We start from the raw sequence: 23,260 nt of genomic DNA, 5'->3' as shown, positions 1-23,260 counted from the left end.
ATGGCTGATGTTTTTGGCATCTCTTTAGAAGAACTTTTAGATGAAAGCAAAAAAATAAAAACGGATCAAAGTACTAATCATCGAAATATGATTATTATCTTTGGAATTGTTATTTTTGTAGTTATTATTATGGAAAGTTATGTAGCAGTTAAGATGAGTGAGAGAATAGATGCATTGGAAGAAGCAAATTCTTCGTTGCAACAACAAATCAATGACTTTTATGGTGATCAACCAATTTCACTAGATACAAATTCTATTTGTTCTTATTTTAGTGGTTATATCAGTGATATTAAAAAGGATAGTTATAATATAAATATTGATTTGATTTTAAAAAATTATCAAGATAATACAACAGCACAAGTTATTTTTAAAACAGATAAAGATACATATACACTTTCTTTAAATAAAGAAGAAGATCATTTTAATGGAACAATAAATCTTCCTATTCAAATCCTTCAATCTGCACAACTTATTTCCCAAACAAATGGTGAAACAAATTTGGAAGTATTAGATATAGATGTGAACTTTGAAAACTATTTAGATGAAGATACTGTGATGGTTGAATATACGTATACAAATGAAATGGGAATAAAAAAGAAACAAGAAGCAACAGCTCAACTTAAAAAGAATTGGCAAGGATATTATTTGGCATGGAAATAAAAAATTAGTATGATAATTATATTTTAATTTATTTAATTCCCAATCATTATCTTATATAATTTTTCTATAGATAGAGCGAAATTGCTTATAGGAGGCCATTATGAAAAAAGATCTACTTATGACAATTCAATATAAAGACATGGGCCCTTTTTCGCTTTTTATTTTTTAATTTGAAACATATCTTTTCTAAGATATGTTTTTTTTACAATCAAAAGGAGGATTAAAGATGCCAAAAAGAGAAGACATTAACACAGTATTAGTCATTGGTTCAGGACCAATTATTATTGGTCAAGCATGTGAATTTGATTATTCAGGAACACAAGCTTGTAAAGCATTAAGAGGATTAGGGTATAAAATTGTTTTAGTCAATTCTAACCCAGCTACAATTATGACAGATCCAGAAACTGCAGATGTGACATATATTGAACCATTGAATGTAGAAAGATTAACACAAATCATTGAAAAAGAAAGACCAGATGCTTTACTTCCTAACTTAGGTGGACAATCAGCTTTAAATCTATGTTCTGAATTAAGTAATGCCGGAGTTTTAGACGAATATAACGTTCAAGTATTAGGGGTAAAAGTAGATGCTATTGAACGTGGAGAAGACCGTTTAGAATTCAAAAAAGCCATGAATGAACTTGGTATTGAAATGGCAAGAAGTGAAATTGCAAATACGGTTGATGAAGCTTTAGCTATTGCTGATAAATTAGGCTATCCAGTAGTTGTAAGACCTGCCTATACAATGGGTGGAGCAGGTGGAGGACTTGTTTACAATGTTGATGAATTAAAAACAGTTGTAAATAGAGGGTTGCAAGCAAGTTTAGTACACCAATGCTTAATTGAAGAATCTATTTTAGGATGGGAAGAATTAGAATTAGAAGTTGTAAGAGATGCTAAAAATAACATGATTACAATTTGTTTTATTGAAAATATTGATCCATTAGGAGTACATACTGGGGATTCTTTCTGTAGTGCACCAATGCTTACAATTTCAAAAGAAGTGCAAAATCGTTTACAAGAACAAGCTTATCGTATTGTTGAATCAATTGGAGTTATTGGAGGTACAAATGTTCAATTCGCTCATGATCCAGTAACTGATCGTATTGTTGTTATTGAAATCAATCCAAGAACATCTCGTTCATCTGCTTTAGCTTCTAAAGCGACAGGTTTCCCTATTGCTTTAATTTCAGCAATGTTAGCGGCTGGACTTACATTAGATGAGATTCCTTGTGGTAAATATGGAACGTTAGATAAATATTATCCTGATGGGGATTATGTTGTTATTAAGTTTGCACGTTGGGCTTTTGAAAAATTCAAAGGAGCAGAAGATAAACTTGGTACACAAATGAAAGCTGTTGGGGAAGTTATGAGTATTGGTAAAACTTATAAAGAAGCTTTTCAAAAAGCAATTCGTTCTTTAGAAACAGGGCGTTATGGTTTAGGATATGCAAAGAACTTTAATGATTTATCTAAAGATGAATTATTAAAATTATTAATTAATCCAACAAGTGAAAGACAATTCATTATGTATGAAGCTTTAAGAAAAGGAGCTACTGTTAATGAATTATTTGAACTTACAAAAATTAAACATTATTTCATTGAACAAATGAAAGAACTCGTTGAAGAAGAAGAAAAAATTGCTTCTTATAAAGGAAATCAATTACCAGATGACGTTTTAAAACAAGCAAAGAAAGATGGATTTGCTGATAAATATATTTCTAAGTTATTAGATGTTGAAGAAAAAGAAATTAGAAATCAAAGACTTGCTATGGGTATGCATCAAGTCTGGGAACCAGTTCATGTATCAAGTACAAAAGATAGTTCTTATTATTACTCTACATATAATGGAAAAGATCAAGATGAAGTATCAAATAATAAAAAAATCATGATCTTAGGTGGAGGACCTAACAGAATTGGTCAAGGTATTGAATTTGACTATTGCTGTGTTCATGCTTCTCTTGCCTTAAAGAAATTAGGATTTGAAACAATCATTGTTAACTGTAACCCAGAAACAGTTTCAACAGATTATGATACATCTGATAAACTTTATTTTGAACCATTAACATTAGAAGATGTTTTAAGTATTCATGAAAAAGAAAAACCATTAGGAGTCATTGCTCAATTTGGTGGACAAACACCATTAAATCTTGCAAGTCAATTAAAAGAAAATGGTGTAAATATTTTAGGAACAACACCTGAAACAATTGATATGGCAGAAGATCGTGACTTATTTAATGAAATGATGGAAAAATTAGAAATTCCAATGCCTGAATCAGGAATGGCTGTAACAATCGATGATGCTTTAGAAATCGCTCAAAGAATTGGTTATCCATTAATGGTAAGACCATCTTACGTATTAGGTGGTAGAGGTATGGAAGTTGTTTACGATGATGATTCATTAAAACAATATATGGCAGCTGCTGTTGGGGTAACACCTGATCGTCCTATCTTAATTGACCGTTTCTTAAATGATGCGATGGAATGTGAAGCAGATGCTATTTCTGATGGAGAAAATGTTTTTGTGCCTGCTGTTATGGAACATATTGAACTTGCTGGTATTCACTCAGGGGACTCAGCATGTATTTTACCATCTAAACATATTCCAGTAAGACATGTACAAACAATAAAAGAATATACTAAGAAAATTGCTAGAGAAATGAATGTACGTGGTTTAATGAATATGCAATATGCGATTGCTGATGATAAAGTTTATGTTTTAGAAGCAAATCCACGTGCTTCAAGAACAGTACCTTTAGTATCTAAAGTATGTAACATCAACATGGTAAAACTTGCAACAGATATCGTTACGCGTGAACTTACAGGTAGACCATCACCTGTTAAAGATTTAAAAGATAGAAAGATTCCTCATATTGGTGTAAAACAAGCTGTTTTCCCATTCAATATGTTCCCTGAAGTTGATCCAATTCTAGGGCCTGAAATGAGATCAACAGGAGAAGTATTAGGTTTAGCTAATTCTTATGGAGCTGCTATCTTTAAAGCTGAAGAAGCTACTCAAACAAAATTACCAACATCTGGTCGTGTTTTAATTTCTGTCTCTGATAGAGATAAAAAAGATGTTGTTGCTCTTGCTAGAAAATATTATGATGCAGGATTTGAAATTGTGGCTACAGGTAAAACATTTGAATTAATCAATAGCAATAACATTCCAGCTATCAAAATTAAAAAGATCAAAGAAGGTCGTCCAAATATTGCAGATGCTCTTACAAATGGTGAACTTGATATGGTGATCAATACGCCACATGGTAAAGAATCTGCACATGATGATAGTTATATTAGAAAAACAGCTATTAAAATGAAAATTCCATACATGACAAACATTGCTGCTGCAAATGCAGCTGTAGAAGGTATCTTAGAAGCTGAAATTCATGGAACACATGAAGTAAAATCACTTCAAGAATATCATAAAGCAATTAAAGATTAATATGAATGATTGTTAGGAAGTCATAAGATTTCCTAACAATTTTTTTATTTTTACAAAAAAGAAGAAAAAATAAAAAAAGAGCGAATAAATAAGTAGGAGGACTACTTATGGAAACAATCAATAAAATAACAACGAGTAAACAAACAACAATGTATGATCATTTATGTAAGATGATCATAGGAAATGAAGAAGAATCATAAAGGCAGATGTAGATGAAGCAAATCATTTAAGTATTGGGAAAATTAGAAGATTGATAGAAGGGGTACATGTAGGTAATCGAATAGTCAATCCACATTTTCATCTTGTAGATAAAAAGGGCTTCATCAAAGATGAAGGTATGGTTTATTATGATATTTTATGTTATATTGATGTACCACAAGAAGATGGAAAGAATATACGGGTTTATTTAAATGTAGAAATACAAAATAATCCTTATCCAGGATATTCTATTATTACTAGAGGATATGCTTATGTTTCAAGAATAGTATCAGAGCAATGGGGAAGCGAATATGATGATAAAAACTATGATGGGATGAAGAAGGTCTATTCATTATGGATCATGCCAAAAGCACCAAAAAGAAAAGATGGGTATATGAATGTCTATGAAACAAATGAAAGGATTATTTGTGGAACGACAGTAGAAGAAAAAGAAATTTATGACAAGGGAGTAATTCTTGCGATATACTTAAACAAAGAACATGACTTAAATAAAAAGTATGAAGAACATGATGAATTATTGACACCATTGATGGTCCTTCTAAATAATGTATTAGATTATAAGGGAAAGCAAAGAATTATAGAAGAATATGGATTGAATACAAAGAAAATAGAAAGTGAGGTTAAAGATATGTGTGATTTAGGTGAAAGCATTGTCTTAGAAGCAAGAAATGAAGGCAAACAAATAGAACGTAAAGAAAAGAATATAGCGCATGTAAAAAAACTAATGATAGGATTACAAATGTCATTTAAAGAAGCAATTAACTTATTAGAAATACCTGAAAAGGAAGTAAAAGAAATAGAAAAGTATTTTCAATCATAGAAAGAGAGTAAAATCTCTTTTTTCTTATACTAAAAAATTGTTAATAAAATAAAATTATATAATAAGAAAAAATTATAAATTGGTGTTGAAAAATGTTGTCAAATCTACTATACTATTCAAGAACAAAAGGAGATGAGGGCTATGTTACAACAAAGTGTCAAATATGATTGCTTACAATTGAATACGAGTACCTCATTTTTATATTCTCATTGTTTCTAACATATCATTTTTAATTGATATGTTTTTTTATAACAAAAAAAGGAGGAAAATATATGAAAGCCTATTTAATCTTAGAAGATGGAAACGTATTTGAAGGTGAAAGCGTAGGAGCTGATAAAGAAGTTGTCAGTGAATTTGTATTTAATACTTCGATGACAGGATATGTAGAAGTAATGACAGATCCTTCCTATGCAGGACAATCAGTTGTTATGACATATCCATTGATTGGAAACTATGGAGTATGCTTAGAAGATCAAGAATCTACAAAACCTTATGTTGAAGGATTTGTTGTAAATGAACTTGCAAGACTTGGAAGTAACTTTAGAAAAAATGTTGATTTAAAAGATTATTTAATTGAACATGATATTCCTTGTATTCAAGGAATTGATACAAGACATTTAACTAAAATTATTAGAAATAAAGGTTGTATGAATGGAATGATTACAACAACAAAATATGATGATTTAAGTGAAGTGATGGAAAAAATACATAACTTTAAAGTAACTGGTGTCGTTGAAAGAACAACATGTGACAAACCTTATACAGTAGGTAGTGGAGATCGAAAAGTTGCTTTATTAGATTTTGGTGCTAAGAAGAATATTGCTAAATCACTTGCAAAGAGAAATATAGAAGTCACAGTTTATCCAGCATCTACTCCTGCAAGTACAATCATTGAAGGAAACTATGATGGAGTGATGTTATCAAATGGTCCTGGAGATCCAAGCGAAAATGTTGAAATCATTAAAGAAATTAAAAAACTATCTGAAAGTGGTTTACCAATCTTTGCAATCTGTTTAGGACATCAATTGATGGCTTTAGCTCATGGATTTAAAACTGAAAAATTAAAATATGGACACCATGGTGCAAATCATCCTGTTAAAGATTTAAATACAGGTCGTGTTTATATTTCTACACAAAATCATAACTATGTAATTTGTGATGATTCTATTGATCGAAATATCGCAAAACCTTGGTTTATTAATGTAAATGACCAAACAATTGAAGGTGTTGAATATATTGGTAAAAATATTAAAACAGTACAATTTCATCCAGAAGCATGTGCTGGTCCATTAGATACAGATGCTTTATTTGATGAATTTGAAAAAATGATGGAGGGTAAATAAGATGGCAAGAGATTTAAGTATAAAAAAAGTATTAGTTATCGGTTCAGGGCCTATCATCATTGGTCAAGCAGCAGAATTCGATTATGCTGGAACACAAGCATGTCGTGCTTTAAGAGAAGAAGGGGTAGAAGTTGTTTTAATTAACTCAAACCCAGCAACTATCATGACAGATGCTGATATCGCAGATAAAGTTTATATCGAACCATTAACTGTACCTGTTGTTAAAAAATTAATCATGGAAGAAAAACCAGATAGCATTTTACCAACATTAGGTGGACAAAATGCATTAAACATCGCTATGGCTTTAGCGGATGAAGGATTCTTAGAAGAACACAATGTTCGTACAATTGGGACAAATACAGATACCATCAAACTTGCAGAAGATCGTTTAGAATTTAAAAACTTAATGGAAAGAATTAACGAACCATGTGCTGCATCCATCGTTGTTAACCATGTTAATGACGCTTTAGAATTTGCAGAAAAAATTGGTTATCCAGTTGTTGTAAGACCTGCTTATACTTTAGGTGGTACTGGTGGAGGTATTGCAAATAATGAAAAAGAACTTCATGATATTTGTTCAAATGGTTTACGTCTATCAAGAGTAAGTCAATGTTTAATTGAAAGATGTATTGCTGGATGGAAAGAAATCGAGTATGAAGTAATGAGAGATAGTGTAGGAAACTGCATTACTGTATGTAACATGGAAAACTTAGATCCTGTTGGTGTTCATACAGGAGATAGTATTGTTGTGGCACCAAGCCAAACTTTATCAGATAAAGAATATCAAATGTTACGTTCATCAGCTTTAAATATCATTACAGCATTAAATATTGAAGGTGGATGTAACGTTCAATATGCATTAAATCCAAATAGCTTTGAATATTGTGTTATCGAAGTAAACCCACGTGTTTCTCGTTCATCAGCTTTAGCTTCTAAAGCAACAGGTTATCCAATTGCTAAATTAGCGGCTAAAATTGCTTTAGGATATACCTTAGATGAAATCAAAAATGCCGTTACAGGTAAAACATACGCTTCTTATGAACCAACATTAGACTATGTTGTATGTAAAATTCCTAAATGGCCATTTGATAAATTCGTTGATGCTTCAAGAAAATTAGGAACACAAATGAAAGCAACTGGAGAAGTTATGTCAATCTGTAATAACTTTGAAGGAGCTTTAATGAAAGCTTTACGTTCTCTTGAACAAAATGTTTTCTACTTACATTTAGATGCCTTTACAAAATTAACACATGATGAATTAAAACAAAAATTAAAAGATGTTGATGATCAACGTATCTTTGCAGTAGCTGAATCCTTAAGAAAAGGAATTACTGAACAAGAAATCCATGAAATTACTAAAATTGATGTTTGGTTCATTGATAAAATCAAACATTTAGTAGAAATGGAAGAAAGAATTAAAACAGAAGAATTAACAGTTGATTTATTAAAACAAGCAAAAAGATTACAATTCCCAGATAGAGTCATTGCTGAATTAACTGGAAAAACAGAACAAGAAATTCATCAAATGCGTAAAGAAAATAATATTGTTTCAGCTTATAAAGTTGTTGATACATGTGCGGCAGAATTTGATGCACAAACACCTTATTACTATTCAATTCAAGGTGGAGTGAACGAAGTAGAACCTCAAAGAGAAAAGAAAAAAATCATGGTTTTAGGATCAGGACCAATTCGTATAGGACAAGGTATCGAATTCGATTACTGTTCGGTACATTGTGTATGGGCCTTAAAAGCAGCAGGATACGATACAATTATTGTTAATAACAACCCTGAAACAGTATCAACTGACTTTGATATTGCAGATCGTTTATATTTTGAACCATTAACTGCTGAAGATGTAGAAAGCATTGTTGATATTGAAAAACCAGATGGAGCCATCGTGCAATTTGGGGGACAAACAGCCATTAAACTTACAAAAGCTTTAACAGATATGGGTGTTAAAATCTTAGGAACAGATGCTGATGATGTAGATGCAGCTGAAGATAGAGAAAGATTTGATGAAATTCTTGAAAAATGTCATATTGACCGTCCAAGAGGTTCAACAGTCTTTACAACAGAAGAAGCCATTGAAGTTGCTAATAAATTAGGATATCCAGTTTTAGTAAGACCATCTTATGTATTAGGTGGTGCTGGTATGGAAATTGCCTTAAATGATGGTGATATTAAAAAGTTCATGAAAATCATTAATAGACAATACCAAGAACATCCAATCTTAATTGATAAATACTTATCTGGTAAAGAAGTTGAAGTTGATGCAGTTTGTGATGGACATGGTATCTTAATTCCAGGTATTATGGAACACGTTGAACGTGCGGGAGTTCACTCTGGAGATAGTATTTCTGTTTACCCACCACAAAAAATCAAACAAGAAATTAAAGATGTTATCGTTGATTATACAAAACGTCTTGCTAAAGCATTACACGTTGTGGGGTTAATCAATATTCAATTCATTGTTTATGAAGATCAAGTTTATGTTATTGAAGTTAACCCAAGATCTTCAAGAACAATTCCTTATATTTCAAAAGTTACAGATATCCCAATTGTTGCCATTGCTACAAAAGCAATTATGGGACATACAATTGAAGAACAAGGATATTCTTATGGAATTGTTCCGGAAAAAGAAACAATTGCAGTTAAAATGCCAGTGTTCTCATTTGAAAAAATCAAAGGTGCAGAAATTTCTTTAGGACCTGAAATGAAATCAACAGGTGAAGTTTTAGGTATTTCTAAAAACTTAGATGAAGCTATTTATAAAGCATTCATGGGAACAGGTATTCAATTACCTAAGAGAAAGAATATCATTTGTACAATTAAAGATTCTTCTAAAGAAGAATTCTTACCAATCGCTAAACAATATTATATGTTTGGTTATGATTTATATGCAACAGAAGGAACATATAAATTCTTAAAAGAACATGATGTACCTGTACATTTTGTCAATCGTATCTGTGAAAAAACAAATACAATCTTTGACTTAATGTTTACGGATACAGTTGATTTAGTAATCGATATTCCAACAAGAAATGATAACTTAAAAGATGGCTTCTTAATTAGACGTTTTGCCGTAGAAGCAGGTATTCCAATTTATACGTCACTTGATACAGCAAAAGCACTTATTGATTCACTTGAAAAACGTAAACAAGGTGTACCATCATTAATTGATATTACAAAATTAAGATAAAACTAAAAAGAACAATGTAGTAATACTAAAGCATTGTTCTTTTTTATATGAAAAATTAGGTTATATCTTATTGGATATAACCTAATTCTTTACATGCGTAATAAATACCATCTTCATCAATAGAAGTTGTCACAAAATCACTTAATCTCTTTAAATCACTATTTCCTTGTCCCATACAAATAGAAAACGATGCATGCTTAAACATTTCAACATCATTTAAAGAATCACCAAAAGCGACATAATTATCTATATTCCATAACTTCATAAAATAAGCAATACCTGTTGCTTTAGAAATGCCTTTGATTGTAATATCTGCATAACTACTTTCACCAACCATTACATCTAATTCATCAATAGCTTTAAATTCTTGATAATCATATCCTAAAGGACCATAGGCAATCATGGCACCTACTTCTTGATTTGTATATGTACCTACAGTTGGAATAGGGTTATTGAAATAATTACATGAGCGAATGACATCTTCATTTGGTTCCATATTAATAATTCTTGGTGTACATTTAAGTGCTAAAGGAATGTTATGTTTTTTAGAAGCTTCTAGAGCTTTTAAAACCACTTCTTGAGAAAGATTTTCTTTGTGAATTAAATTTAAATCTTTATCTAATAAAGCTTGTCCACTATTACATATATAGCCATCAAAAGAAAAAGTATCATAAATATGTGTATTTTTTAAAGAATCAACACTTCTTCCTGTTGAAACTAGTAAAAGATGTCCTTTTTCTCTTAATAAGTTTAAAGCTTTAACAGTGCTTTCTGGTACTTGATGATCTGTGGTTGTTCTTAAAGTACCATCAATATCAAAACAAAACAATTTCTTCATTATTTACCTTGAGGGAAAAATCTTGCAAGTGAATTTGCGACTGCTGAAATAGGCATTGTTTGAACCACAATTTTACCAGGGCCAGTAACCACTGTATTAAATAATCCCTCTCCTCCTAAAAATTTATTTTTTAAACCAGGAACTGATTGGATATCCATTTTACAAGTAGCATCCATCATTGCAAGATAACCGGTATCAATAACCATTTGTTGACCTGGTAGTAAATTATATTCTACGGTACTTCCATCAATTTCAATAAAACATGTTCCGTGTCCTGAAATCTTTGTTAAAATAAAACCTTCACCACCAAATATACCAGAAGAAAATTTCTTATTAAAGAAAACCGATGTTTCTACATTTTCTTCACTAGCTAGAAAAGCAGATTTTTGAATGATGACTTCTTTTCCAGGCTCTACATCAATAGCGACAATTTTTCCAGGGAAACTTGAGGCAAAGGCAATCAAACCATCTTTGTTTGCCGTATAACTATTTCTAAATAAAGTTTCACCAGAAAACATTCTACCGATGATTTTACCAGCACCACCACCATTTGTTTCCATTTTCATACATGGATCCATCCAAGCCATAGCACCACTATCACTAATCATTTTTTCACCTTTATTTAAATGACAAATAACAACAGGGAGAGTATCTCCAACAATTTCGTATTTCATAATTTTTCTCCTTTTATAAAGCCACACAAACAGGTTGAATAATATCTAAGGTATTTCCTGTAGGCTTAATTTCTTCTTTTTCTTCATCAAATGTGTAAAGCTCCAAACGATCATCTTCTTGACTAGCAACAACAATATAACGATCATCAATAATATTAAAATCACGAGGTCCTTTTCCAGTATGCACCATATAAAGTAAAGTGATTTTTCCAGTTTCTTGATTCACACGATAAAGGACAATACTATCATGACCTCTATTAGAAACAATAATATGTTTACCACTTGATGTCATATGAATAGCAGCAGCACTTGAAAAGCCATGGAAATGACGAGGTACACAATGAATAACTTGAATCAAAGTAAAGTGTCCATCTTCATATTGATAAACCATAATACTATTTGCAATTTCGTTAACAAGATAACAATATTTACCATCATGAGAAAAAATCATATGACGAGGCCCACTACCAGGAATCACAGATTGACTTAATGATGTTTCTTGTAATTTTTCATTAATAAATTCATACATAATAATTTTATCAGCACCTAGGTCAACACTGTAAAGATATTTATGATCAGGAGTAATTCCTACATAATGAGCATGAGGACTTGTTTGTCTTTTAAGTAAATCAATTCCTGAACCATGATGGTGAACAACTGAAAGTTTATCTCCAATTTTATGATCCTTTAAAGGGAAAGCAGCTGTTGCTCCAACGTGATAATTGGCTGTAAATAAATATTTTTGATCAGGACTTAAACATAAATGAGTATAAGAACGACCATGGGAATTATAAAAAGAAAGTTGTTTTAAATCATCTTCTTCAATATGATAACTTGCGACACCTCCTCCTTCACCAACACGTGCATCTTTTAAAGATACATAAAGATAATCATCTTTTTTAATAACATAAGAAGGAAAATCTTCGGTAGGAATATGTTTATTTAAATGAAGTTCATTTTTAGTTTCATCTAGAGTACATACATAAAGACCTTTTTCTTTTCCTTTAGCGTAACTTGATACGTAAAAACGATACACAAAATCGCCTCCTTTTGAAATAATTGTACCATAAAATAACTATAAAAAGCTTTCTATATAAGAAAAATAATAAAGTAAAAAAAGTTTGATAATAAGCGAATAATAAAAAAGTGTCTATAAAACGAAAGATATAAATCTTTCGTTTTAGTTTTCAAATATTTATTTTTGTATTACAATAATTTATGGGAATAGAGAAACAATCTTATAAGAGAGGTTTATTATGGAAGAACGCTTAATTACGTTGGTAAAGGAAAATACAAGACGAGGTGATTATGAAGATAATAATGCTTCAAATCTTTCAAATATCATTGGATTATCACGTAACAGTATTTCATCGTATTTAAACGATTATTTTAATCAAGGGCGTTTTGTGAAAATTAATACACGTCCTGTTCTTTTTTTAGAAAAGAGCGAATTAGAAAAAAGATATAATATTAAAATAAATAAATTGATGTTTGCCTCACTTGATGAATTAGATGAATATGCAAAAACTTGTGGGAGGGGATCCAAGGATTTTAGAGATTTAATAGGTTATAATGGTTCTTTAAGAAAGATTATTGAATCATGTAAAGCAAGTATCTCTTATCCACCACATGGACTACCTATACTTTTAAATGGACCAACAGGCACAGGTAAAAGTTTTATTATTGAAAAAATGTTTGAGTATGGAAAAAATAATGGAATCTTTTCAGAAAAAGCAAAATTTGTACATGTGAATTGTTCAGAATACGCGAATAATCCAGAACTTATTACCGCGAATTTATTTGGATATAAAAGAGGCGCTTTTACCGGAGCAGATAATGATAATCCGGGACTAATTAAAGTTGCTGATGGAGGAATGTTGTTTCTTGATGAAGTTCATTGTTTAAAACCTGAATGCCAAGAAAAATTATTTCTATTTATGGATAAAGGAAATTATCATGTTTTAGGAGATAGTGAAAACGAGTATCATAGTAATGTTTTTTTGGCTTTTGCGACAACAGAAAACCCTAAAGAAGTTTTATTAAAAACTTTATTAAGGCGTATTCCAATTCAAATGGAAATACCTTCTTTGTCTAAAAGAAGTAAAATGGAAAAATCAAATATTATTGTACGGTTTTTAGAAAATGAAGCGAAACATATTCATAAAGAAATTCGTATTGGTAATGTTGTATATGCAGCATTATTAAACAATGAATATGAAGGAAATATTGGAGAATTGAAAAATGTAATACAAGAAACCTGCATGAATGCCTTATATTCAAATAAGAATAAGGATTATATTGAAATAAATTCACTTTGTTTACCATCACGTGTACGCTTTAATAATCATATAGATAATAGTATTTTAGTAGGAAGAAATCAGTTATATTCCTTAAATGATTTAAAAAATAAATATGAAAATGAATTTCCTTTTAAAGAATATTCTAATAAATTATTAGAGTTATTAGAAAATTATTCAAAAGAAGAAATATCTATTCAGTCTTTTTTAGAACAAGCACTCAGTGAAACACAAACATATTCAAATGATTCTTTATTTAGAGAAAATAAAGAGAAATCTATAGATATTGCCTATTTTACAAATGTTATAAAAAAAATGGCAGAACTTATTAATGATAAATATCGTTGTGATTTTCAATCAAGTGAAATACTTACGTTATCATTACTTATTCAAGATTATTATACATATTATGTTATTGTTGAATCTTATTTCGATATTCATCAAGAAGGATTTCAATCTTTAGAAACGGTTGTTAAATCCAACTATTTTAGATCTTATGAAATCGCAAAATATTTAAATGAATTATGTGGTATTTATATTAATTTGAATTGGCACAATTATTTAACATCGATTTTTGCTTTATTTATAGAATCTTATCATGGTAATCGTGTTTTAAATCAAACCGTTGGAGTTGTTTTATCTCATGGTTATGCTACGGCATCATCTATCGCAGATGCAGTTAATCGTATGTTAGATGAATATGTTTTCGAGGCAATAGATATGCCATTAGATACATCTACGCAATTAATTATTAATAAATTGAATGTTTTTATTGAAAGTTATGGTGGAAATATTAAGAATTTAATATTGCTTGTAGATATGGGGTCTTTAGAAGAAATTTATAATGGATTAAATAATGTTTCAAAATCGAATATTGCAATCGCTAATAATGTTAATACACGATTTGCCTTATTTGTTGGAAAAGGAATCCTTGATAAAAAGTCTCTACAAGAAATATTTGATGAAAGTATAGAATATAGTCAAACAAATTATAAAATTATTAATTCTCAAAAGAAGGAAAAAGTAATTGTTTGTTCATGTGCAACAGGGTTAGGAACAGCTGAAAAACTTAAAGAAATCATCGAAGATTCTTTACCTGAACATTTACCTGTGAAAGTAATTACCTATGATTATACTTCTTTATTAGAAGTTAATTTAGAAGAAAAATTATTAAAGGATTATGAAGTTATTTGTGTTATTGGAACATTGAATCCAAAATTAAAGAATCTTCATTTTATTGCTATAGAAGAATTAATAATGAATAGTTCTTTAGATTTCTTAACCTCTTATTTTGCAGATGTTATTAGTCAAGAGGATATGGATAGTTTTCAAAAGAAAATGTTAAAGAATTTTTCACTAACAAATATAATAAATAATTTAACAGTATTAAATCCAACTCAACTTTTAGAAAGAGTTGCCGATGCAATAGATTTATTACAACAAGAAATGAAGACAACATTTACAAATAATACATGCTTTGGCTTATATGTTCATATATGTTGTTTGATGGAAAGATTAGTGACAAGAGAAGGCATTGAATCTTATCAAAAAGAATTATCTGATTGTAATGAAGATTTCATTAAATTTTATATGACAGTAAAAAAAGCTTTTAAGCAGGTTGAAAAATATTATCGTGTAGAAATTCCTATTGAAGAAGTGGAATTTATTAATATTTATATTCAAAATATGATGGTAAGATCATTTGATGAATATGAAGGTATGGAGGAATAGATATGAAAGAAAGTTTAATGATAGCTGTTTTTATTATCATTGTTTTCGTAGTATTACAATATATTGGTAAAAACATTGTAATGAAAAAAATGACAACATCTTTAGAAGAAGAAAAATATGATGCCTTTTTTAAAACAAGTCAAAGTATTTTATGTTTCTTATTTGTAAAGCCTTATATAAAAGAAAGTATGAAACTTTCTGCATATATTGCCCAAGAAGAAAGTGAAGAGGTAAAAAAAGAAATAGCCCTTATAGAAAATATGCGTATAAAACCTCAACAAAAATTAATGAGTATTTCAAATGCATTTTATTTCTTTTTAGGAAAAAGAGAAGAGGCATCATGTAAACAAATGTTAGACTATGTAAAAAAATTAGGAGATGAAAGAACCTATAATAATCTTAAAATCCAATATGATATCTTTATTTTAAAAGAAAGCAAACATATTGATGAAATTAAAAAGAAATTAGAAATTGCTCAAAGGAATAATATGCCTAATAAAGACTTAATGGTAGGTTCATTAGAGTATTTGATAGGATTACAATATTCTTATTTAAATGATAAGAAGAATATGATGAAGTATTTTAAACCAGCATTAATTCACTGTAAAGGAACGACATACGAAGTTGAAATGAATCAAGTCATCGAGAAAATGAATGAAAACATTTAAATATTTAGTAAATGGTTTAGAGGTAGAGGCAAAATATGACGAAGAAGATATTGATAAAGTCTATAAGCCTCTATTAAATCATTGGTATGATCTTTATAAACAAAAACAATGTCGTATTGTTATTTTTATTGCAGGATGTCCTGGTAGTGGAAAGAGTACTTTTGTTTCTTTTTTAGAGTATTTATTTAATCAAATGGATTTTGATTGTAAGTTGCAAACGGTAGGAATGGATGGCTTTCATTATTATAATGAAGAACTAGATAAAATGAATTTAAGGAAAGAAAAGGGAAGCCCCCGTACTTTTAATGTAGAAAAGTTAAAACAAAAGATTATTCAAACAAAAAAAGAAGACTGTTATTGGCCTTATTATTCAAGAAAATTACATGATCCTATAGAAAATCAAATTTTTGTACATAGTGAAATCATTATAATTGAGGGAAATTATTTATTGTTAAAAGATGAACCATGGAATCAGTTAGAAAGGTTATGTGATGAAAGTTTATTTTATAATGTGAATGTTGAAGAATTACAAGACAGATTGATTTTACGTAAGATGAAAGGTCATTTATCTAAAGAAGAAGCAATTGATTTTTATAATGCTTCTGATAAAAAGAATGTTGAAACAGTTATAAATAGAAGTAAAAAAGCAGATATTGTCTTAAATATTGCAAAAAACAGGGTATATTGACACTACCTTGTTTTTTTCGACACTAATTGGCATGAATTTTGCTATATAGGAAGTGAAAGGAGGAGTTAAATAATGAGTATTACTTTAGGAAGGATTGATTTTCGTTTATTACATGGGATCGTAGCAACAATGTGGGCCCCTCAATCAGGAGCACAACGTGTTATGGTTATTGATGATAAGGTGGCTAATGACCCTATTATTAAAGAAAGTATGCGTTTGGGTAAACCAGCAGGTATGGCTTGTTCAATCATTACTTTAGAAACAGCTATCAAAAATTTTAAAGCTGGTAAATATGACAATCATAAAGTATTTGTTGTTACAGAAAATCCAGAAACATTCTTAAAACTTCAAGAAGAAGCGGGGCAAAAAATTCCTCGCATTGTTTTAGGAATTACAAGAAATAATAAAGAAGGTACAGTTGTTAGCTCAAGAGCAAGTGTCCTTGATGATCAAAAAGAAGTTTACAAAAAAATTATTGAGAATGGTACAAAAGTAGATGTTCAATTTACAACTACTGATAAGGCTGAGCCATTAGAATCAAAAGTCAGCTTATAATAGAAAATAAAGGAGAGGAAATAATATGACTACTGTTCAAATTCTTTTGATTACACTAATAGCCTATTGGAAAATGACAGATACTGTCACATTACAATTATTTGCATTTAATACAATTATTTGTGGTTGGCTTGTTGGATTAGTTATGGGTGATCCAGCAACGGGACTTACAATTGGGGCTACTTTACAATTAATGTCTATGGGTGTTGTGGCTGTTGGAGGTTCATCAATGCCTGATTACCCTGTTGCAGCAATTATCGCTACTGCTATTGCATGTTCTACTGGACGTGGAATGGAAGCTGGTTTAGCTATTGGGCTTCCAGTTGCAATGTTAGGTGTTAACTTTGATGTTATTTATAAAATCTTCAATGGTTTCTTAGAACAAAAAGAAGTTTCTTTAATTGAAGAAGGCAAATTTAACTCTTTCTTACGTTTAGTTAAAGTTTCACCTATATTCTATGGTTTATGTTCAGCAGTACCTGTATTCTTATGTGTTGCAATTGGTCCATCTATCGTTAATGCTATTTTGGATTTCATGCCAACTTGGTTTACAACTGGATTATCAATTGCCGGAGGTTTATTACCTGGTGTTGGGATGGCAATGTTATTAATGTATATGCCATTAAATAAATACTGGTCATTCTTAATTGTTGGATTTGTTTTAGCTGCTTATTTATCAGTACCTACTTTAGGTATCGGTGCTGTTGGTTTAGCTGCTGCTTATGAAGTTTATAAAAAAGGATTAGCAACTGCAACTGCACCAGCAGGAGCTAGTTTCGGAGGTGAATTAGAAGATGAGTAAGGGAAAAGTATTAACTAAAAAAGATTGTCGAACTGCTGCTAAACGTTGGTTGATCGGTATTTCAACATTTAACTATGAAACACAATTAGCACCATCTTATGCTTTTGCTGTTTATCCATTACTTAGAAAAATGTATCCTGATGATGAAGATTTTAAAGCTTCATTGTTAAATGCAATGAGATATTATAATACAATGCCATGGATTTCACCATTTGTTATGGGTGCTGCCTTAGGTATTGAAGATGATGGTGGTGTAGAATCACTAGAAGCTGTTAATAACTTTAAAATTGGTATCATGGGTCCTCTTGCAGGTATTGGTGATACTATTGGTTGGGCAATGATTCCTACAATCTTTGGTTCAATTGCTGCAAGTATGGGTATGCAAGGAAATCCTTTAGGAATTTTCTTATGGGCTGCCTTTACCTTTGCATTCTTAGCTGTCCGTATTCTAGAAGTAGAATGGGGATATAATATGGGTATCAATGTTGTTACTAAGCTTGGTAAACAAATTACTGTATTTACAGAAGCATGTTCTGTTCTAGGTTTAACTGTTGTTGGATCACTTATTTCTTCAGTGGTTAAATTACAAACAGGTATTACATATACAAATGGTGATGTTACAATGAAGGTTCAAGAATTACTTGATGGTGTTATGCCTTCACTATTACCAGTTGCAGCTGTTGCACTTATTTATTATTTTATGAATAAAAAGAAAGTTAAAATGACACACATGATTTTGATTATCATCATTCTTTCATGGATTGGTGCTGCATGTGGAATCTTTACTGCATAATCTATAAATATTTGATTAAAGGAGTGAAAGCTCCGTTAATCTCATTCGTTATATAAAACATCAATAATATTTGATATAATTGAAGAAAGGAACTGTTTTGGCATTGCTATATATAATGTTCACTCTATTCCCTCCCTTGTGGATATAATAATATTTTATTTTTAGAAATAATTTTAAATGCCAAACTTTTGAACCAATTATACTAATGAAGATTGGAGAAGATTATGAGAAGATATATTATTGCTTCACATCATAAACTTGCTTATGGATTAAAAGATACCGTAGATTTTTTAACTAATGGAATCAAAAAGATTTATGATGTAAATGCTTATGTAGAAGATGTAGAAGATGGAGAAAAACCAATTGAAGAAGTCGTAAGTGAATTATTTGCTTCTTTTGATGAAAATGATGAAGTTTTAGTTTTTGCTGATATGATGGGTGGAAGTGTTTATCAAAAATTCTATCCATATATGAGTGATAAAGTACATGTTGTTTGTGGAATAAATTTACCCTTAACATTAGCACTTGTTTTAGAAAGTGAAGATACTCCTTTAACACAAGAACTTGTTCATCAATATGTTGAGGACAGTAAAAACCAAATTGTATATGTCAATGAAGTAAATTTTGCAGTCGATGAAGATGATGAATAGATAAGAGGAAATGATATGAAAATTAGTACAATAATTGAAAATATGAAAAAATATCATAAAGGATATGGAACAATTGATGAAGAAAAAACAAGAGATAAAGTGCTCTATGGAAATGTTGATCAAGAATGTACAGGAATTGTGACTTCTTGTTGGGCTTCTGTTGATGTTATTGAATATGCCATTGAAAAAGGAGCCAACTTGATTATCAGTCATGAAGCATTATTTTGGAATCATGGAGATCATCAAGAATGGCTAGAAGAATCAAAAAATAGTGTCTATTTAGAAAAAAGAAAACTATTGGATGATCATCAAATCGTAGTCTGGAGAGATCATGATTATATTCATTCAGGTATTCCTTATAAAGGAGACTATATTGATGGTATCTTCTTAGGTCTAGCTAAGAAAATGGGATGGGAAGATAAACTTATTGTTAATCCAATCAATGAATTTGAACCATCTTTATTATGTTCTACTGCCTATAGCTTTGATCATTCAATCAAAGCCAAAGATCTAGCCAAGGAATTAATTGATACCTGTCATTTAAATGGAATCAAATTGATAGGAAATTCAAATGCGGATATTAAAAAAGCAGCAGTGTTATTCCATGTATTTGGTGATGCTAATGAAGCCATTAAAAATACTGATAAAAGTGATGTCGATTGTCTGTTATCGATGGAACTTATAGATTTTACTTATGCAGAGTATCTAAGAGATAGTGGAATGTTAGGAAGAAATAGAGTTGCTTTAGGAATGGGACATTTTAATCTAGAAGAACCTGGAATGGAATATATGTTGGAATACTTAGATGAAGCGATAGGTGAACATATACCTGCGTGGTTTAAACAATCAGGAGACAATTATGAATATATGACAAAGGATTGTTGTCATGATCACTAATCCTTCTAATTTTAGAGATTTACATGATTGTTATGATTTTATAGAGGCAGGGCATCTCTATCGTAGTGCGCTACCTCGAAATCTTACGAAACAGGATTGGGACAAACTTTATAATTTAGGTATTCGTTATATTATTGATTTTCGCAGTGAATTTGAAAGAAAAGAAGATAGTTATGAATGTGATCAACGATTTCAACACTATAATTGGAGTGCTTTAAAACCGGAAACGGGAATCGATGATTTCTATTTTCCAAGATTGATTACCAAAAAATCTACAAAAGAAGAGGTTTATAATAGTGCCGGGTTTATTCGCAAAGGCTATAAAATAATGCCTTTTGATAATTTGGCCTATAAACAATTATTTCAATTAATAAAAGAAAAAGATGGAATACTTTTTCATTGTGGTTCAGGTAAAGATAGAACAGGATTATTTGCGGCATTACTATTAAAATTATTTGATTGTGATGAAAAGACAATATATGCAGATTATCTTTATAGTAATAAAAGTGTAGAAAAAGATTTAATGCCACGTCTTGTTCAATCAGATTTTACGGATGAAATTAAAGAGATGTTATTGTATGTTTGCAGTGTTCATGAAGAATTGTTGAAATCATCATTTGATGAAATATTAAAACGTTATTCTTCATTTGATGAATACTTTGAAAAAGAATATGCAATTGATAAAGAAGTAAAGGAAAACTTAATTAAGAAATATTGTCATGAAAAATAATATGCGCATTCAACTTGTTCCTAATTTAAAGTTGGAACAAAAACAAAAATATAATTCTACTCAAGAAAAATATCTTAAAATATTATCTTCATCCTATGAAGAATTACATCAATACATATTAGATAAGGCGTCAACAAATCCTTTAATTGAATATAATTCATCATTAGACCCAGATTTATTATTAGAATTTGATGATTATTCAAAACCTCAATTAAGAGATGTTCTTTTTGAACAACTTCATTTAAGTAATGAAAAATATGATGAAGATGTTTGTGATTATCTGATTTCTTGTTTAGATAGTAATGGTTATTTCAAATATTCCAAGGATGAAGTTATTAAAGAGAGTTTATGGGGCTTAGATTCTCTTAAATATCATTTAAAGTTATTAAGAAAATTGGAACCTTATGGATTATTTTCATTTAGTTTAAAAGAATGTTTAAGTATTCAATGTTTAATGAGTGAAAAAGCAGAAAGTGAAACAGGATTGATTTTATGTGATTATTTAGAAGAACTGGCAACACAACATTATCATGCGATTATAGAAAAAACAGAATTAACCCAAGAGGAAATAGATGAAGGATTTGATTTTATTAAAACGTTGAATCCTAAACCAGCAGCAAACTACGCACAAGAATCTACTTTTCTTATACCAGAGTGTAAAGTTTCTGTTGAAGGAGAAAATCTACAAGTAGAACTATTAAAATTTGATTTATCTATTACTGTCATTGATGATGATTCTTTAAAGAAGCAAAGAAAAGAAGCTGAGACACTTCTAAGTGCTTTACAAAAAAGAAATATGACACTCTTACAAATAATGAATGAAATGTGTCATGTTCAAAAAGACTTTTTTATTCATCGTGGAGAGTTAAAACATTTAACTTTAGAAATGGTTGCGGAAAAATGTGGACTTGCTATCTCAACAATTTCACGTGCAATTACACATAAATCTTTTGAATTTAATAATCAATATTATTCTATCAAAGAAATGTTTATTCACTCAGGAACTTTTATCAAAAATGATAAGGCTATAAAAAAAGAAATCACACAAATCATTGAAAAGGAAAATAAGTTAAAACCTTATAGTGATGAAAAAATAAGAAAACTTTTAGAAGAAAAAGATATTTATATTTCAAGAAGAACGGTTACAAAATATAGAGAAGAATGCTTTATTTATAATTCTAGACAAAGAAAAATTGAAAAAATATTATGGGAGGAAAAATGATGCAAGATCCAAGACCAATTAATACAAATATTAAAACAAAATTAATTAATCCTGAAAAAGAAAAACCATCAAGATGGTCTTTTTTGAAAATATTAAGAGAACATAGTGATTTAAGATTATTTTATCCAGAAATAAATCCTAATGCTGAAGTTTATAAAATGAGAGATAATCTTTATTGTATTTATTATGATGGAATTCATTGTGGAGAAATGTGGTGTTATCTTATTGATGGTCCACAAAAAGCAATGCTTATTGATACAGCATTTGGATTAGGAGATTTAAAAGGCTTAATTCATAAACTTATTGGTGATAAAGAAATTATTGTATGTAATACACATTGTCATATTGACCATGTATCAGGAAATAGTCATTTTGATAAAGTTTATTGTCACTATGCTGATCAAAAATATATTGAAGAACATCAAGGAAAAGATGTTGTAGATGAATTTGTTTATGATGAAAAAGGTGAATTAGGATATACTTGGTTTGATGCTAATGACCTACCACCATTTACTTCTTATGAAGTAGAAGGTGTCGAAAATCATCATCAATTTGATTTAGGAGATGGCTATATTGTTGAATTAATTCATTTACCAGGTCATACTCCAGGTCAATCAGGATATTTAGATCATCAAACAGGATGTTTCTTTATTGGAGATGTCACAAGTGCTTTTGGTGGCGAAGCATGGGATGTTTATCCAGAATTTTGTACAATCAATGCTTTAAGAGATGCTTTACAAGATTTTATGCCACGTTTAGAAGAAGTATCAGGAGTATTTCCAGGACATGGAACGATTGATTTACATCCAAAAACTTTAAAATATATTTTAGATACCGCAAATCGTGTTATTTATCATCCAGAATGGTATGATACAAAGGTTGATTTCTTTGGTACACCAATGTACGCTAAATTTATTTATCAACAAGGTAGTGATTTGAAATATACAAAGAGTGCTGTAATCAAAGAAGAAGATCCAGAAGAAAGAGAATTTTAAAAGAGAAATATATAAAAAGTGAGCTACATAATTT

At 29.9% G+C, this 23,260-nt stretch carries 19 protein-coding genes; 16 read left to right on the top strand and 3 right to left on the bottom strand.

Annotation, left to right across the window (positions count from 1 at the left end):
* The 5 genes from LJD32_RS06315 to carB (LJD32_RS06295) all read left to right on the top strand — a co-directional run bounded on the left by LJD32_RS06315 (position 1) and on the right by carB (LJD32_RS06295) (position 9,686).
* Positions 1-660 (top strand): hypothetical protein, encoded by a 660-nt coding sequence (locus LJD32_RS06315; RefSeq protein WP_227391987.1) that lies wholly within the window; start codon positions 1-3, stop codon positions 658-660.
* 226 nt (positions 661-886) lie between these two features.
* Complete coding sequence (gene carB, locus LJD32_RS06310) at positions 887-4,105, top strand: carbamoyl-phosphate synthase large subunit (protein ID WP_227391986.1); 3,219 nt, start codon at positions 887-889, stop codon at positions 4,103-4,105.
* A gap of 250 nt (positions 4,106-4,355) precedes the next feature.
* The gene (locus tag LJD32_RS06305) at positions 4,356-5,144 is read left to right on the top strand and encodes a hypothetical protein (protein WP_227391985.1); all 789 of its coding nucleotides are present in this window, start codon (positions 4,356-4,358) and stop codon (positions 5,142-5,144) included.
* 272 nt (positions 5,145-5,416) lie between these two features.
* Complete coding sequence (locus LJD32_RS06300) at positions 5,417-6,487, top strand: carbamoyl phosphate synthase small subunit (RefSeq protein WP_227391984.1); 1,071 nt, start codon at positions 5,417-5,419, stop codon at positions 6,485-6,487.
* A gap of 1 nt (position 6,488) precedes the next feature.
* Positions 6,489-9,686, top strand: coding sequence for a carbamoyl-phosphate synthase large subunit (gene carB, locus LJD32_RS06295; RefSeq protein WP_147580473.1), 3,198 nt, complete (start codon positions 6,489-6,491; stop codon positions 9,684-9,686).
* A 67-nt stretch (positions 9,687-9,753) separates the two neighbouring features.
* On the opposite strand, the gene LJD32_RS06290 is transcribed toward carB (LJD32_RS06295), so the two are convergent.
* Genes LJD32_RS06290 through LJD32_RS06280 form a run of 3 tightly spaced genes read right to left on the bottom strand, consistent with a single transcriptional unit; the run spans position 9,754 to position 12,234 of the window.
* Positions 9,754-10,524 (bottom strand): HAD family hydrolase, encoded by a 771-nt coding sequence (locus LJD32_RS06290; protein WP_227391983.1) that lies wholly within the window; start codon positions 10,522-10,524, stop codon positions 9,754-9,756.
* The gene (locus LJD32_RS06285; protein WP_032090860.1) at positions 10,524-11,198 is read right to left on the bottom strand and encodes a TIGR00266 family protein; all 675 of its coding nucleotides are present in this window, start codon (positions 11,196-11,198) and stop codon (positions 10,524-10,526) included. Before LJD32_RS06285 ends, LJD32_RS06290 begins: the two co-directional genes overlap by 1 nt.
* Before the next feature lie 13 nt (positions 11,199-11,211).
* Complete coding sequence (locus LJD32_RS06280) at positions 11,212-12,234, bottom strand: lactonase family protein (RefSeq protein WP_119364076.1); 1,023 nt, start codon at positions 12,232-12,234, stop codon at positions 11,212-11,214.
* A 220-nt stretch (positions 12,235-12,454) separates the two neighbouring features.
* Between LJD32_RS06280 and LJD32_RS06275 the strand changes: the two genes are divergently transcribed.
* The 11 genes from LJD32_RS06275 to LJD32_RS06225 all read left to right on the top strand — a co-directional run bounded on the left by LJD32_RS06275 (position 12,455) and on the right by LJD32_RS06225 (position 23,226).
* A complete protein-coding gene (locus LJD32_RS06275; RefSeq protein WP_227391982.1) occupies positions 12,455-15,226 on the top strand; it encodes a sigma 54-interacting transcriptional regulator in 2,772 nt (923 codons plus the stop codon).
* A gap of 2 nt (positions 15,227-15,228) precedes the next feature.
* Entirely contained in the window at positions 15,229-15,894 is a 666-nt protein-coding gene (locus tag LJD32_RS06270) for a hypothetical protein (RefSeq protein ID WP_117480746.1), read from the top strand.
* The gene (locus LJD32_RS06265) at positions 15,881-16,582 is read left to right on the top strand and encodes a nucleoside/nucleotide kinase family protein (protein WP_117480747.1); all 702 of its coding nucleotides are present in this window, start codon (positions 15,881-15,883) and stop codon (positions 16,580-16,582) included. The genes LJD32_RS06270 and LJD32_RS06265 overlap by 14 nt, the downstream gene beginning before the upstream one ends.
* Positions 16,583-16,654: 72 nt before the next feature.
* Positions 16,655-17,137, top strand: coding sequence for a PTS system mannose/fructose/N-acetylgalactosamine-transporter subunit IIB (locus tag LJD32_RS06260; protein WP_195932723.1), 483 nt, complete (start codon positions 16,655-16,657; stop codon positions 17,135-17,137).
* Between the two features lie 25 nt (positions 17,138-17,162).
* Positions 17,163-17,939, top strand: a complete 777-nt coding sequence (locus LJD32_RS06255) for a PTS mannose/fructose/sorbose/N-acetylgalactosamine transporter subunit IIC (RefSeq protein WP_117871816.1) — start codon at positions 17,163-17,165, stop codon at positions 17,937-17,939.
* A complete protein-coding gene (locus LJD32_RS06250; RefSeq protein ID WP_227391981.1) occupies positions 17,932-18,732 on the top strand; it encodes a PTS system mannose/fructose/sorbose family transporter subunit IID in 801 nt (266 codons plus the stop codon). The genes LJD32_RS06255 and LJD32_RS06250 overlap by 8 nt, the downstream gene beginning before the upstream one ends.
* A 224-nt stretch (positions 18,733-18,956) precedes the next feature.
* Positions 18,957-19,382, top strand: a complete 426-nt coding sequence (locus tag LJD32_RS06245; protein ID WP_227359560.1) for a PTS sugar transporter subunit IIA — start codon at positions 18,957-18,959, stop codon at positions 19,380-19,382.
* Between the two features lie 15 nt (positions 19,383-19,397).
* The gene (locus tag LJD32_RS06240; protein ID WP_117871812.1) at positions 19,398-20,279 is read left to right on the top strand and encodes a Nif3-like dinuclear metal center hexameric protein; all 882 of its coding nucleotides are present in this window, start codon (positions 19,398-19,400) and stop codon (positions 20,277-20,279) included.
* Complete coding sequence (locus LJD32_RS06235) at positions 20,269-21,009, top strand: tyrosine-protein phosphatase (RefSeq protein WP_195932720.1); 741 nt, start codon at positions 20,269-20,271, stop codon at positions 21,007-21,009. Before LJD32_RS06240 ends, LJD32_RS06235 begins: the two co-directional genes overlap by 11 nt.
* On the top strand, positions 20,999-22,231 hold the full coding sequence (locus LJD32_RS06230) for a hypothetical protein (protein ID WP_227391980.1): 1,233 nt from the start codon (positions 20,999-21,001) through the stop codon (positions 22,229-22,231). Before LJD32_RS06235 ends, LJD32_RS06230 begins: the two co-directional genes overlap by 11 nt.
* The gene (locus LJD32_RS06225; RefSeq protein ID WP_195932718.1) at positions 22,228-23,226 is read left to right on the top strand and encodes an MBL fold metallo-hydrolase; all 999 of its coding nucleotides are present in this window, start codon (positions 22,228-22,230) and stop codon (positions 23,224-23,226) included. The genes LJD32_RS06230 and LJD32_RS06225 overlap by 4 nt, the downstream gene beginning before the upstream one ends.
* Positions 23,227-23,260 lie beyond the last annotated feature (34 nt).

The sequence above is a fragment of the Faecalibacillus sp. TM498 genome, assembly GCF_020589955.1.
GTDB classification, from domain to species: domain Bacteria; phylum Bacillota_I; class Bacilli_A; order Erysipelotrichales; family Coprobacillaceae; genus Faecalibacillus; species Faecalibacillus intestinalis.
The sequence above is the reverse complement of the archived record's forward strand: the minus strand, read 5'-3'. Positions and strand labels throughout refer to the sequence as shown.